This window comes from Enterobacter hormaechei ATCC 49162 (assembly GCF_001875655.1).
Taxonomy (GTDB): Bacteria; Pseudomonadota; Gammaproteobacteria; order Enterobacterales; family Enterobacteriaceae; genus Enterobacter; species Enterobacter hormaechei.
In genome coordinates this window covers 1,601,713-1,613,924 of record NZ_MKEQ01000001.1, presented here as the reverse complement: position 1 = coordinate 1,613,924, position 12,212 = coordinate 1,601,713, and the positions used below count along the sequence as shown (strand labels likewise).

General features: G+C 56.1%; 12 protein-coding genes and 2 pseudogenes. 7 read left to right on the top strand and 7 right to left on the bottom strand.

Annotation, left to right across the window (positions count from 1 at the left end):
- Positions 1–290 precede the first annotated feature (290 nt).
- A pseudogene (locus tag BH712_RS08065) lies at positions 291–514 on the bottom strand (glutamate-cysteine ligase family protein); the annotation flags it as partial.
- Here BH712_RS08065 and BH712_RS08060 point away from each other — a divergent pair.
- Positions 510–662, top strand: a pseudogene (locus BH712_RS08060) (ketopantoate reductase C-terminal domain-containing protein); the annotation flags it as partial. The pseudogenes BH712_RS08065 and BH712_RS08060 overlap by 5 nt on opposite strands.
- 52 nt (positions 663–714) lie before the next feature.
- On the opposite strand, the gene BH712_RS08055 reads toward BH712_RS08060, so the two are convergent.
- Positions 715–1,134 carry a helix-turn-helix domain-containing protein gene (locus BH712_RS08055; protein WP_006809705.1) on the bottom strand — a complete coding sequence of 140 codons (420 nt, stop codon included), beginning with the start codon at positions 1,132–1,134 and terminating at the stop codon, positions 715–717.
- Positions 1,131–1,376: a type II toxin-antitoxin system HigB family toxin gene (locus tag BH712_RS08050; RefSeq protein ID WP_226865158.1), complete on the bottom strand. Its 246-nt coding sequence runs from the start codon at positions 1,374–1,376 to the stop codon at positions 1,131–1,133. Before BH712_RS08050 ends, BH712_RS08055 begins: the two co-directional genes overlap by 4 nt.
- A 221-nt stretch (positions 1,377–1,597) precedes the next feature.
- On the opposite strand from BH712_RS08050, the gene BH712_RS08045 reads away from it, so the two are divergent.
- Positions 1,598–2,347, top strand: coding sequence for a hypothetical protein (locus tag BH712_RS08045; protein ID WP_032673600.1), 750 nt, complete (start codon positions 1,598–1,600; stop codon positions 2,345–2,347).
- Positions 2,348–2,558: 211 nt separating this feature from the next.
- On the opposite strand, the gene BH712_RS08040 is transcribed toward BH712_RS08045, so the two are convergent.
- Together BH712_RS08040 and BH712_RS08035 are read right to left on the bottom strand one after the other, a co-directional pair.
- Entirely contained in the window at positions 2,559–3,014 is a 456-nt protein-coding gene (locus tag BH712_RS08040; protein ID WP_006809702.1) for a hypothetical protein, read from the bottom strand.
- A gap of 286 nt (positions 3,015–3,300) precedes the next feature.
- Positions 3,301–4,182 (bottom strand): LysR family transcriptional regulator, encoded by an 882-nt coding sequence (locus tag BH712_RS08035; RefSeq protein ID WP_006809701.1) that lies wholly within the window; start codon positions 4,180–4,182, stop codon positions 3,301–3,303.
- A gap of 105 nt (positions 4,183–4,287) precedes the next feature.
- On the opposite strand from BH712_RS08035, the gene budA reads away from it, so the two are divergent.
- The 5 genes from budA (at position 4,288) to BH712_RS08010 (ending at position 8,967) form a co-directional block, all read left to right on the top strand.
- Positions 4,288–5,067 carry an acetolactate decarboxylase gene (gene budA / locus BH712_RS08030; RefSeq protein WP_003858848.1) on the top strand — a complete coding sequence of 260 codons (780 nt, stop codon included), beginning with the start codon at positions 4,288–4,290 and terminating at the stop codon, positions 5,065–5,067.
- A 13-nt stretch (positions 5,068–5,080) separates the two neighbouring features.
- Positions 5,081–6,760, top strand: coding sequence for an acetolactate synthase AlsS (alsS, locus tag BH712_RS08025; protein WP_006809699.1), 1,680 nt, complete (start codon positions 5,081–5,083; stop codon positions 6,758–6,760).
- A 20-nt stretch (positions 6,761–6,780) separates the two neighbouring features.
- Positions 6,781–7,551, top strand: a complete 771-nt coding sequence (locus BH712_RS08020; protein ID WP_032673599.1) for a (S)-acetoin forming diacetyl reductase — start codon at positions 6,781–6,783, stop codon at positions 7,549–7,551.
- 136 nt (positions 7,552–7,687) lie between these two features.
- On the top strand, positions 7,688–8,161 hold the full coding sequence (locus tag BH712_RS08015; protein ID WP_006809697.1) for a cold-shock protein: 474 nt from the start codon (positions 7,688–7,690) through the stop codon (positions 8,159–8,161).
- A gap of 107 nt (positions 8,162–8,268) precedes the next feature.
- Entirely contained in the window at positions 8,269–8,967 is a 699-nt protein-coding gene (locus BH712_RS08010; protein WP_032673758.1) for a GNAT family N-acetyltransferase, read from the top strand.
- Between the two features lie 91 nt (positions 8,968–9,058).
- On the opposite strand, the gene betA is transcribed toward BH712_RS08010, so the two are convergent.
- Together betA and betB are read right to left on the bottom strand one after the other, a co-directional pair.
- The gene (betA, locus tag BH712_RS08005; RefSeq protein ID WP_006809695.1) at positions 9,059–10,723 is read right to left on the bottom strand and encodes a choline dehydrogenase; all 1,665 of its coding nucleotides are present in this window, start codon (positions 10,721–10,723) and stop codon (positions 9,059–9,061) included.
- Positions 10,724–10,736: 13 nt separating this feature from the next.
- Positions 10,737–12,209, bottom strand: coding sequence for a betaine-aldehyde dehydrogenase (gene betB / locus BH712_RS08000; protein WP_006809694.1), 1,473 nt, complete (start codon positions 12,207–12,209; stop codon positions 10,737–10,739).
- Positions 12,210–12,212 lie beyond the last annotated feature (3 nt).

Sequence of the window (12,212 nt, the reverse complement as noted above, 5' to 3'; positions counted from 1 at the left end):
TTACGTAACTAGTGCAACGCTAGCGCGTACAAAATTAGCCGTCAATTTTGTACAGTGTGGATATAAAACGATCTGCGGTTTCATTGATGCAAATTAAGAAAGTATGGGGGCTTATGGTTTGGATCTGGATAAATTGTTAATGATTAATACGGTGGTTTTGCTTAAATAATAATTAAGTGAATATTGATTGAAAATGTAATAAATACTTGAATGGTTATTGGATACTCTGTCTATTTGATTCTTTATTAATTGTTTAAAAACTCATAACGGCTCGTCTGAATGCCCACCTATCCGTAGCGACACACCTGAAAACGGTAAAGAGGTACCGCAGAAAATCCCGTTCCTGATGCTTATTAGGCCGCGTGGTCAACAGCCAGTGCGAGGTGGCCTGGAGCAGCCCGGCGATATTAATCGCGTGGTTGAGCGTCAACATCTTATCCGTCGACCGCACCTGCACGGAGCTAATGTGCGGGCTGGGGCGAATGTCCCAGTGCAGATCTTTAATGCTGTCGATCCTGTCCGACCGTCAGGCCGATCGCCCGATGGAGTGGGACATACGCAACGGCGTGATCCAGCGCTACGGTCGCAGGCACGGTATTGCGGTGCCCATCAGCGACGTGGTGGTGCCGCTGCTGGCGGCGGGGAGCGAGGGGCCGGGGTAAGTGAGATAGAGGTATTAAAGTCTCGGGAGTCGGTCTGGGTGAAAACCTCGCATTAATTCCCAACAAACGCACTCACCGGCAAACCAAAACGCTTCGCCAGCGCACGCATATGATCCAGCGTTAACGTGCGCTGTCCGTTCAGGATCCGACTCACCAGAGACTTCTTACCAATCTCGTTCTCGAAATCACTCTGAGTGAGTTGGTACTGATCCATCAGCGTTCGCAGTAACGCAACGCCTGACGGAATACTGGCAATACGCGCGTTAAATTCTGCAAATTCCGGGGACTCGTTTTCGTACTTATCGATTTTGGCAGTGAGCATATCTACCAGCGGGTTATCCGGGTCGTGCTCGATAAGATACTCCACCAGCGCCAGCGCATCCTCGTAGTCTTGCCGCGACGGGGTTGAACCCAGGAAAGGGAGCTCGTTTGTCAGAGCGTTTGCCGCTTTGATGGCTGCTGCATAATTCATTCTTTCGTTCTCCGGTAGTAGTCCGTGAGCTTGTCATACTCTGCGTGCGTGCTGATGTGTTTGATGAAGATCTTTCCCCGCTCAAAATCAGCAAAAAACATTACTCTTAGATGCCCGCCACCCACTTCAATGACCCACCATTTTTCCCGGTATTTCATCCGGTCCAGGCTGGGAAAGCGCTTTCGCATCTCGTCTGGTGAGGGGTAGTGTTCCTTTTTTAGTACCCGGTAAAGATCGTCCAGGGCTTATGCTTGATTGGGATAATGTCTGGCCGCTGTATCGAAAGGCGCTCTTGAAACTACGTGCATCCTTGCCCCTTGTTTCCAGGTTGGAAAAATTATAGATAGTGGTAGGTGAGTTGACAATGTGGAAACTGCGAGGGGAGTGCAGATTCTACATATATTTTTTGCAATAGTTTGATATGGTTAGCACATGTGCTTAGCTTACATCCCAGGTATCCAAAGTGATTTTAAATGACGTTATTAAAATATCTGAAGTAATTACATCTCCGTTTCACTACATATTTAAGAGAAAACTATCTAATTACTTATATCAAAAGAGTATTATTGATATTCTAACAAGTGTTAATGATAAAAAACTACGAGAATGTTACAGACCTCTTGATTTGATTAATTCCAGAGAGTTTAGAGGGATAATTAATTCACTTTACCAACCAGGTGATTATCATTTTTCTACAATAGATATCGCTGTTGCAATTAATATTGCAATAGCGCATTATTGTGATAATGAATTTAATAAGCATAGCCATGAGATTATTGATTTATCCTATCATTTATCACGTGAAATAAAAGAATCAATAATTAAGAGTAAAATAATGCGAGATGGTTTAATTGATTATGGGAAAAACATTAACCAAATTGATGTTAATCCAGAAAGGTCCATAATTGAATATTTATTCAAAAATAAGAAGGATTTATTTAAACATTACTTCTCAACATTTAACAACCCTAACTTTAACCATAGTATTAGAATCTGGCATCAAAGCAATGATAATGCTTGGGTTGATTGGGCCGAGAAAAACTCTATATGCATAAACATTAATCCATACAAAATTCGTGAGGGTTTCTTTTTAGTCGGATTCGATTATTTTGATATTACAAATAATGAAAGTTTGCATATTGCCAGTAACAAAGATGGATATGAATACTTTAACAAACAGTTGGGAAATAGTTCATATGTATGGATGCGATAGGCATAATAAAAGGAAATAAATACAAAGAAATGGGCAAACGAACAATATCAGGAATGAGATGCCGTCATTATGTTCTCAGTCTATGGGGAGGGCGAAAGTACAAATGTTTGCTCTTACCTCTTAACTGACATTCTATAAACAATATTGTATTTTGTATAAGGCCGAAATCCCGCCTCTCACCCAGCAGTATTCCGGCCTTCCATCACCCGCCTCAGTGCGCCGTGATATAAGGCTCCTTCACAAACTCCGCCAGCAGCCAGACCATATCATGCAGCAGCCCGATGAGTTCTTTCGCCACGTTCGCAGGCAACGTCCCGCCCATCACCGCCAGCGTTAACGCCACGGCATAGTCCACCTGCAACGCTGTATCCTGCCAGCAGTCCGACATACAGGAGGCGATCTTTTCCCCTGCGATCAGCTGTTCAACCAGATACGAAGGCAATTCGGCATCGCAGCATTCCCGCAGCCGTTTCAGCGCAGCCAGCAGTTGTTTACAGAGCGTGGCAAATGTCACCGCATCGTCCGTTTCCACCAGTACGCTTACGTACGCCGCACAGGTGTCAGCCAGTTCAAAGAGATCCGCAGAATCGGGAAGTTGCAGGTGGAGAAGGTGATGAACAGCGCTTTCTTCAGCGCGTACGTATGAAAATCCAGGGGTAGTAACCATTTAGCATCCTCTTTGTCCGAAAAAATGTTACGTCATGCTAACGGGTTCCTACGCCCGGTTACGGATGTGCCGCAACGCAGGCACTTTACGACCGCGGAGAAGTGATGAAAAGGGATAACCCTGAATTACATAAGGTTTCTTAAATGTTTGCGAGGCGGCTTCCAGAAGGGCATTGCCGGGTGGCGGCTACGCCTTACCCGGCCTACAAAACCGTCAACCAGCCAACCCGGGACACGAACCGTAGGCCCGTGCAAGCGCAGCGCCGCCGGGCACAGCCGCACCGTAGCTACCCCTCGCTCATCATGGCCAGAAACCGCTTCACCGTTCGCGAGCGCTCAAAGCGCCGCCAGCAGAGCGCGATATCGGTATAAAGCTCCGGTGAGCGCAGGGCATGGTAGGTGACATTCGGCGGAGAAATAGCGGCCATGGATTTCGGCACCAGGGCGAACCCGCCGCCAGCGGAGACCATGCTCAGGGAAGAGGAGAGTTGTGAAGATTGCAGCGTGTGTTGCATATCGATTCCGGCCCGCTCGCAGCTGCCGTAAACCCGGTCATACAGCCCCGGCGCGACCTCCTGCGGGAACAGTACCACCGGCGTATCCCGAAGCGCATCCAGCTCCAAATCGCCACACGCCGCCAGCGGATGATCGCGATGCAGCGCCAGCACCATCGGCTCCCGATCGATGATTTTTAACTCGAACACCTTGCTGCTCTCGCACGGCAGGCACACAAAGGCGATATCCAGCTCGCCCTCCGCCAGCATCGTCGTCAGCGACGACATATTGGCTTCTACCTGGTGAACCTGCACCGCCATGTTCTGCACCTGAAACTGACGTATCAGGGCGAAGATTTTGGGATGAAAAGCATCTGAACTCGTGATGCCAATCGACAGATTGCCGTTCAGCCCGCGCGCGATACCCCGGGCTTTCTCCAGCGCGGCGTCGCTCAGCGCCAGGATCTTGCAGGCGTCCTCATAGAAGGCTTCCCCCGCCTCGGTCAGCTCCACGCCGCGCGTCAGGCGCCTGAACAGCGGCGTGCCCACTTCCTCTTCGAGCCGTTTGATCTGCTGGCTCAGAGGAGGCTGTGAAATACCCAGCGCTTTGGCCGCCCTGGTGAAGTGTCGCTCGCGTGCAACCGCGACAAAATAGCGCAGATAACGAAGTTCCATATCAAAAACGTCTCAAACCAGCATGGATTCTATATTGGAACTCTCTGCTGAATCGGGTCAACATTTATTTAACCTTTATAAATAAAGTTGAAGAGGACGGGCATGATGATGCATTCATCTGCATGCGACTGTGAGGCGAGTTTATGCGAGACCCTGCGCGGGTTCTCGGCTCAGCATCCTGACAGCGTGATCTATCAGACATCGCTAATGAGCGCCCTGCTAAGCGGCGTCTACGAAGGGGAGACCACCATTGCCGACCTGCTGGCACACGGTGATTTTGGTCTCGGCACCTTTAACGAGCTGGACGGCGAAATGATTGCCTTCAGCAGTCAGGTTTACCAGCTGCGCGCCGACGGCAGCGCCCGGGCCGCGAAGCCGGAGCAAAAAACGCCGTTCGCGGTAATGACCTGGTTCCAGCCGCAGTACCGCAAAACCTTCGACGGGCCGGTCAGCCGTCAGCAGATCCACGACGTCATCGACCAGCAGATCCCCTCCGATAACCTGTTCTGCGCGCTGCGCATCGACGGCAATTTCCGCCACGCCCACACCCGCACCGTACCGCGCCAGACGCCGCCGTACCGGGCGATGACCGACGTGCTGGACGACCAGCCGGTGTTCCGCTTTAACCAGCGCGAAGGCGTGCTGGTTGGGTTCCGCACCCCGCAGCATATGCAGGGCATCAACGTGGCGGGCTATCACGAACACTTTATCACCGACGACCGTCAGGGCGGGGGCCACCTGCTCGACTACCAGCTGGAGAACGGCGTGCTCACCTTCGGGGAGATCCACAAGCTGATGATTGACCTGCCCGCCGACAGCGCGTTTTTACAGGCCAACCTGCACCCCAGCAACCTTGATGCGGCTATCCGCGCCGTCGAAAACTAACAGGAGAACTACCGTGAACAGTGAAAAACAGTCACGTCAGTGGGCGCACGGCGCCGATATGGTTGTCGGCCAGCTGGAAGCGCAGGGTGTGAAGCAGGTGTTCGGCATACCGGGTGCAAAAATCGACAAGGTTTTCGATTCCCTGCTGGACTCCTCCATCGAGATTATCCCGGTGCGTCACGAGGCTAACGCGGCGTTTATGGCGGCGGCGGTAGGGCGTCTGACCGGCAAAGCCGGGGTGGCGCTGGTCACCTCCGGGCCGGGCTGTTCGAACCTGATCACCGGCATCGCCACCGCCAACAGCGAGGGTGACCCGGTGGTGGCGCTGGGCGGGGCGGTGAAGCGGGCGGATAAAGCCAAGCTGGTGCACCAGAGCATGGACACCGTCGCCATGTTCAGCCCGGTCACCAAATACGCCGTCGAAGTGAATTCGCCGGATGCGATTGCCGAGGTGGTGTCGAACGCGTTTCGCGCCGCCGAGCAGGGCAGACCGGGCGGGGCGTTTGTCAGCCTGCCGCAGGATATTGTCGACCAGCCCACCACGGGGGCGATTTTGCCTGCCAGCGGCCCGGCGCTGATGGGCCCGGCTCCCGAATCGGCCATTAACGACGTGGCGAAGCTCATCGACAAAGCCAAAAACCCGGTCATCTTACTCGGCCTGATGGCGAGCCAGCCCGCGAACAGCGCCGCGCTACGCAAGCTGCTGGAGAAAAGCCGCATTCCGGTGACCAGCACCTACCAGGCCGCCGGGGCGGTGAATCAGGAACACTTCACCCGCTTTGCCGGACGCGTCGGCCTGTTTAACAACCAGGCGGGCGACCGGCTGCTGCACCTGGCGGATCTGATCATCTGCATCGGCTACAGCCCGGTGGAGTACGAGCCGTCCATGTGGAACAGCGGCGACGCGACACTGGTACATATCGACGTGCTGCCCGCCTATGAGGAGCGCAAATATGTTCCCGATCTGGAGCTGGTGGGGGATATCGCCGCCACGCTGAACCTGCTCGCCAGCCGCATTGAGCACAAACTTGAACTCAGCCAGCGCGCCTCGGAAATTCTTGTCGATCGTCAGCATCAGCGGGACCTCCTCGACCGCCGCGGCGCATCGCTTAACCAGTTTGCCCTGCACCCGCTGCGCATCGTGCGCGCTATGCAGGACATCATGAACAACGACGTGACGCTCACCGTCGATATGGGCAGCTTCCACATCTGGATCGCCCGCTACCTCTACAGCTTCCGCGCGCGTCAGGTGATGATCTCCAACGGTCAGCAGACCATGGGCGTGGCGCTGCCGTGGGCGATTGGCGCGTGGCTGGTGAATCCGGGGCGCAAGGTGGTGTCCGTCTCCGGGGACGGCGGCTTTTTGCAGTCGAGCATGGAGCTGGAAACCGCGGTGCGACTCAACGCCAACGTGCTGCACATCATCTGGGTGGATAACGCCTACAACATGGTGGCCATTCAGGAAGAGAAAAAATACCAGCGTCTCTCCGGCGTGGAGTTCGGTCCGGTCGATTTCAAAGCCTATGCCGACGCGTTCGGTGCGAAAGGCTTTGCTGTCGAAAGCGCCGATGCGCTGGAACCGACGCTGCGTGCGGCAATGGATGTCGATGGCCCGGCCGTGGTGGCCATTCCCGTCGACTACAGCGATAACCCGCTGCTGATGGGCCAGCTCCATCTCAGCCAGATTTTGTGAATCAACATAAGGACAGAGAAATGCAAAAAGTGGCTCTCGTAACCGGCTCCGGCCAGGGGATTGGGAAAGCGATCGCGCTTCGCCTGGTGAAGGATGGTTTTGCCGTTGCTATCGCGGATTATAACGAAGAGACGGCGAAAACCGTCGCGGATGAGATCACCCGCAACGGCGGGAAAGCTGTCGCCGTAAAGGTGGACGTCTCTGACCGCGATCAGGTGTTTGCGGCGGTGGAAAAAGCCCGTACCGCGCTGGGTGGCTTCAACGTCATCGTCAATAACGCCGGGGTCGCGCCGTCCACGCCAATCGAATCCATCACCCCGGAGATTGTCGACAAGGTTTACAACATCAACGTGAAAGGGGTGATCTGGGGCATTCAGGCCGCGATTGACGCGTTTCGCAAAGAGGGACACGGCGGCAAAATCATCAACGCCTGCTCCCAGGCGGGGCATACCGGTAACCCGGAGCTGGCCGTCTACAGTTCCAGCAAGTTCGCGGTACGTGGCTTAACCCAGACCGCCGCGCGGGATCTCGCCCCGCTGGGGATCACCGTTAACGCCTACTGCCCGGGGATCGTTAAAACGCCGATGTGGGCAGAAATCGACCGTCAGGTCTCCGAGGCGGCGGGTAAACCGCTCGGCTACGGAACGGAAACCTTTGCCAAACGCATCACGCTTGGCCGTTTGTCCGAGCCGGAAGACGTGGCCGCCTGCGTCTCTTACCTCGCCGGACCGGATTCCGACTACATGACCGGCCAGTCCCTGCTGATTGATGGTGGGATGGTGTTCAACTAAATACCAATACTAAAAAGCTCTGACATGAACTTTCCCCTGCGCCCGTGCAGGGGCTTTTTTTTGTCTCCTCAGCCATTGTGCATTACACTGCGCGCTGCAAAACTTTAGTCTTGAGATCTGACAGGCGGTAACAGCGATGAACGGTACAATCACAACGTGGTTTAAAGATAAAGGCTTTGGATTTATCAAAGATGAAAACGGCGACAACCGCTATTTTCATGTGATTAAGGTCGCCAACCCTGATCTGATTAAAAAAGATGCGGCGGTGACCTTCGAGCCAACCACCAACAACAAAGGCCTTTCCGCGTATGCGGTGAAAGTGATCCCGGAGAGCAAGCACCTCTATATTGCGGGCGAGCGCGTGAAGCTCACCTCAATCAAGTCCTTCGTGGTGTTCAGCGAGGAAGAACCCGTTGACACCAAAATCGACAAAGAGAATGCGGTGCTGTCGGTGGGGCTGCTGATGAACAGCATCAAGCCGAAAACCGAGAAAAAGCCGGGCGAAATGCGCACGGTGAAGAAGCTGGCGATCACCACTTTCCAGAATACGACCATGATCTTTACCGAAGATGAAATCGACATCGACGCCACGGTGAAGCTGCTGAAGTAATCTTATGCCGGGTGGCGGTTGCGCCTTACCCGGCCTGCACGTTCTCTCTTTTCGCCCGCTTTTTTACCTGCTATAACAAACTCCTTACCTTTCAGGGAGTCATTGCCGTGCCCGAAATCAATCAACATGGTCAAACCGTTAACGATATCGTCCCGGACTGGAAATGCGCCCGCGCGTTAACCCGCACCCCGCTTACCGGCCAGTATTGCCGCCTCGAGCCGCTGGATGCCGATCGTCATTCGGCTGATTTATACGAGGCCTACGCGCTGGGGGATGACAGCGACTGGACCTGGCTTGCCAGCACTCAGCCCATGAGCGTTGAGGCTACCGCGCACTGGGTGCTTGGAAAGGTGCTGGATGATGACCTGGTGCCCTTTGCCGTCATCGATTTACGCACTGAAAAAGCGGTAGGCCTGGTCTGCTATATGGCAATAGAGCGCTTTCAGGGCTCGGTGGAGATCGGCCACGTCACCTGGTCGCGCAGAATGAAGGGCACGCGCGTGGGGACTGAAGCGGTGTGGCTGCTGCTGAAAAATGCCTTTGAGCACAAGTACCGTCGGCTGGAGTGGAAGTGTGATTCGATGAATATTGCCTCACGCAACGCGGCGGAGCGGCTGGGGTTTGTCTGGGAAGGTCGCCTGCGCCAGAAGCTGGTGCGCAAAGGCCGCAACCGCGACAGCGATATGCTTTCGATTATTGACCGCGAATGGCCGCAAAGGGACGCGGAACTGCGCGCCTGGCTGGCGGCGGAGAATTTTGACGGGGAAGGGCGGCAGATTAAAAGGCTTGAGGCATTTCGGCAGTAAAAGACTCCAGCCCTCTCCCCAAAGGGGGGAGGGTGTCATCGTCCCCTCTCCCCTTTGGGGAGAGGGTTAGGGTGAGGGGGAAAAACGCACCTTAACGGCGAACCGGCGCCCCATCCGCCACATAATACGCCGCCGTGCTCTTCGCCAGCGGCGCGCGCCCGCGAATGGCGTCGGCAACTTTCTCACCGATCATAATGGTCGTGGCGTTCAGGTTGCCGGTAATAATCTGCGGCATAATCGACGCATCCACCACGCGCAGCCCTTCCAGCCCGTGAACGCGGCCTTCGCCGTCGACCACCGCCATTTCGTCGTAGCCCATCTTGCAGGTGCCGCACGGGTGGAACGCGGTTTCGGCGTGGTTGCGCACGAACTCGTCCAGCTGTTCGTCGGTCTGGCATTCGACGCCCGGGCTGATTTCACGACCGCGATACTTGTCCAGCGCAGGCTGGTGCATGATCTCGCGGGTGATGCGGATCGCGTCGCGGAACTCCTGCCAGTCCTGCTCGTGGGACATATAGTTGAACAGAATGGCCGGATGCTGGTGCGGATCGCGGGATTTAATGCGCACGTGTCCGCGGCTCGGCGAGCGCATGGAGCCGACGTGGCACTGGAAGCCGTGCTCTTTTACCGCGTTCGAACCGTTGTAGTTAATCGCCACCGGCAGGAAGTGATACTGAATGTTCGGCCACTCGAACTCTTCGCGGCTGCGGATAAACCCGCCCGCTTCGAAGTGGTTGCTCGCGCCCACGCCGGTGCCGCCAAACAGCCACTCTGCGCCAATTTTCGGCTGGTTCCACCATTGCAGGGCGGGGTAGAGGGAGATCGGCTCCTTACATTCATACTGAAGGTACATCTCCAGGTGATCCTGCAAGTTTTCCCCTACGCCGGGTAAATCATGTACCAGCGGGATATCAAACTGCTTCAGCAGTTCAGCGTTGCCCACGCCGGAACGCTGGAGGATCTGCGGGGAGGCAATGGCCCCTGCGCATAGCAGAACTTCTTTGTTGGCTGTCGCTTTGGAGGGAATGGTGCTTTCGCCCTCCAGCCACTCGACGCCCACCGCGCGCTTGCCGTCAAAGATAATATGATCGGTCATGGCGTGGGTGCGGATGGTCAGGTTCGGGCGCGGTTTCGCCTGGTCCAGATAGCCGCGCGCGGTGCTGGCGCGTCGGCCCTGTGGCGTGACCGTGCGATCCATCGGGCCGAAGCCTTCCTGCTGATAGCCGTTGAGATCGTCGGTGCGCGGGTAGCCCGCCTGCACACCTGCCTCTACCATCGCTTCAAACAGCGGGTTCACGCCCGGCTTAGAGGTGGTGACGCTCACCGGACCGTCGCCGCCGTGGTAGTCGTTCGGCCCCACGTCGCGGGTCTCGGCCTTGCGGTAGTAGGGCAGGCAGTTGAGGTAGCTCCAGTGCTCCAGACCCGGTTCTTTCGCCCAGTTGTCCAGATCCATCGCGTTGCCGCGCACGTAGCACATGCCGTTAATCAGCGACGAGCCGCCCAGCCCTTTGCCGCGTCCGCACTCCATGCGGCGGTTATTCATGAAAGGCTCTGGCTCGGTTTCATACGCCCAGTTGTAGCGCTTACCCTGCAACGGGAAGGCCAGCGCGGCAGGCATCTGGGTGCGGAAGTCAAAGCGGTAATCCGGCCCACCCGCCTCAAGCAGCAGGACGGTGGTGTTCGGATCTTCAGTCAGTCGTGTCGCCAGAATGTTGCCGGCAGAGCCAGCCCCGATAATGATGTAGTCAAAATGCAAATAAACCTCCCGGTTAAAATATGGACTGGAATTTACCCATCTCAACCTGGATGGACTTCACCTGGGTGTAACTCTGAAGCGTCATGACGCCGTTCTCACGGCCAATACCGGAGTGTTTGTAGCCGCCCACCGGCATCTCCGCGGCGGATTCGCCCCAGGTGTTGATCCAGCAGATGCCCGCTTCGAGCTGATGAATAGCACCGTGCGCGCGGTTCAGATCGGCACTGACGATGCCCGCCGCCAGACCGTAGTCGGTGTCGTTGGCGCGGCGGATGGCTTCTTCATCGCTTTCATAGGTGAGGATGGACATCACCGGGCCGAAGATCTCTTCGCGCACGATGGTCATCTCGTCGGTGCAGTCGGTGAACACGGTCGGGGCAACCCACGCGCCGTTGTCAAAGCCGTCACCCTTCAGTACGTCGCCGCCGCACAGCACGCGCGCGCCTTCCTCTTTGCCTTTGGCGATGTAGCGCATCACGCTGTCGCGGTGCGGGAAGCTGACCATCGGGCCGAAGTTGGTGTTTTCATCGAACAGATCGCCCGCGCGGATGCGGCCCACGCGCTCAACGATTTTCTGCTCAAATGCGGCCTTCGATTTTGCAGGCACGAACACGCGGGTGCCGTTGGTGCACACCTGGCCGGAGCTGAAGAAGTTCGCCATCATGGCGATGTCCGCCGCGAGATCCAGATCCGCATCGTCAAAAATAATCAGCGGGGATTTGCCGCCCAGCTCCATCGTCACCTCTTTCAGGGACGAGGCCGCCGAATTCGCCATCACCTTTTTGCCGCTGGCGACGCCGCCGGTAAAGGAGACTTTGGCGATGCCGGGATGCTCGGTGAGGTACTGGCCGGTCTCTGCGCCGACGCCCGGCAGGACGTTAAACACGCCGTCCGGCACGCCCGCTTCGGTGTAGATCTCCGCAAGCTTCAGGGCGGTGAGCGGGGTGACTTCGCTCGGCTTGAAGATCATCGCGTTGCCCGCCGCCAGCGCCGGAGCGGATTTCCACAGGGCGATCTGGATCGGGTAGTTCCACGCGCCGATGCCCGCCACCACGCCCAGCGGTTCGCGGCGCGTATAAACGAATGAGGTCTCGCGCAGCGGGATCTGGCTGCCTTCCAGCGCCGGGATCAGCCCCGCGTAGTACTCCAGCACGTCCGCGCCGGTGACGATATCGACGGTTGAGGTTTCGGAATACGCTTTACCGGTGTCGAGGGTTTCCAGTTTCGCCAGCTCGTCGTTGCGCTCGCGCAGGATATCGACGGCGCGACGCAGGATGCGCGAACGATCCATGGCGGTCATCGCTGCCCAGATTTTTTGCCCGCGCTTTGCGCTTTCCACGGCGCGATCGACATCTTCGCGTCCGGCAGCCTGAACGCTCGCCAGAACTTCACCGTTCGCCGGGTTGATGGTCTCGAAGGTGCGACCGCTGGTGGCGGATGTATAACCACCATTGATATAAAGCTGCTGTTCTGCCATTCGGGACATAAA

What these genes read in the sequence shown, in the direction of transcription:
- BH712_RS08055 (WP_006809705.1), bottom strand. Translation starts at nt 1,134, where the DNA reads ATGAATTATGCAGCAGCCATCAAAGCGGCAAACGCTCTGACAAACGAG.
- BH712_RS08040 (WP_006809702.1), bottom strand. Translation starts at nt 3,014, where the DNA reads ATGGTTACTACCCCTGGATTTTCATACGTACGCGCTGAAGAAAGCGCT.
- BH712_RS08035 (WP_006809701.1), bottom strand. Translation starts at nt 4,182, where the DNA reads ATGGAACTTCGTTATCTGCGCTATTTTGTCGCGGTTGCACGCGAGCGA.
- budA (WP_003858848.1), top strand. Translation starts at nt 4,288, where the DNA reads ATGATGCATTCATCTGCATGCGACTGTGAGGCGAGTTTATGCGAGACC.
- BH712_RS08020 (WP_032673599.1), top strand. Translation starts at nt 6,781, where the DNA reads ATGCAAAAAGTGGCTCTCGTAACCGGCTCCGGCCAGGGGATTGGGAAA.
- BH712_RS08015 (WP_006809697.1), top strand. Translation starts at nt 7,688, where the DNA reads ATGAACGGTACAATCACAACGTGGTTTAAAGATAAAGGCTTTGGATTT.
- betB (WP_006809694.1), bottom strand. Translation starts at nt 12,209, where the DNA reads ATGTCCCGAATGGCAGAACAGCAGCTTTATATCAATGGTGGTTATACA.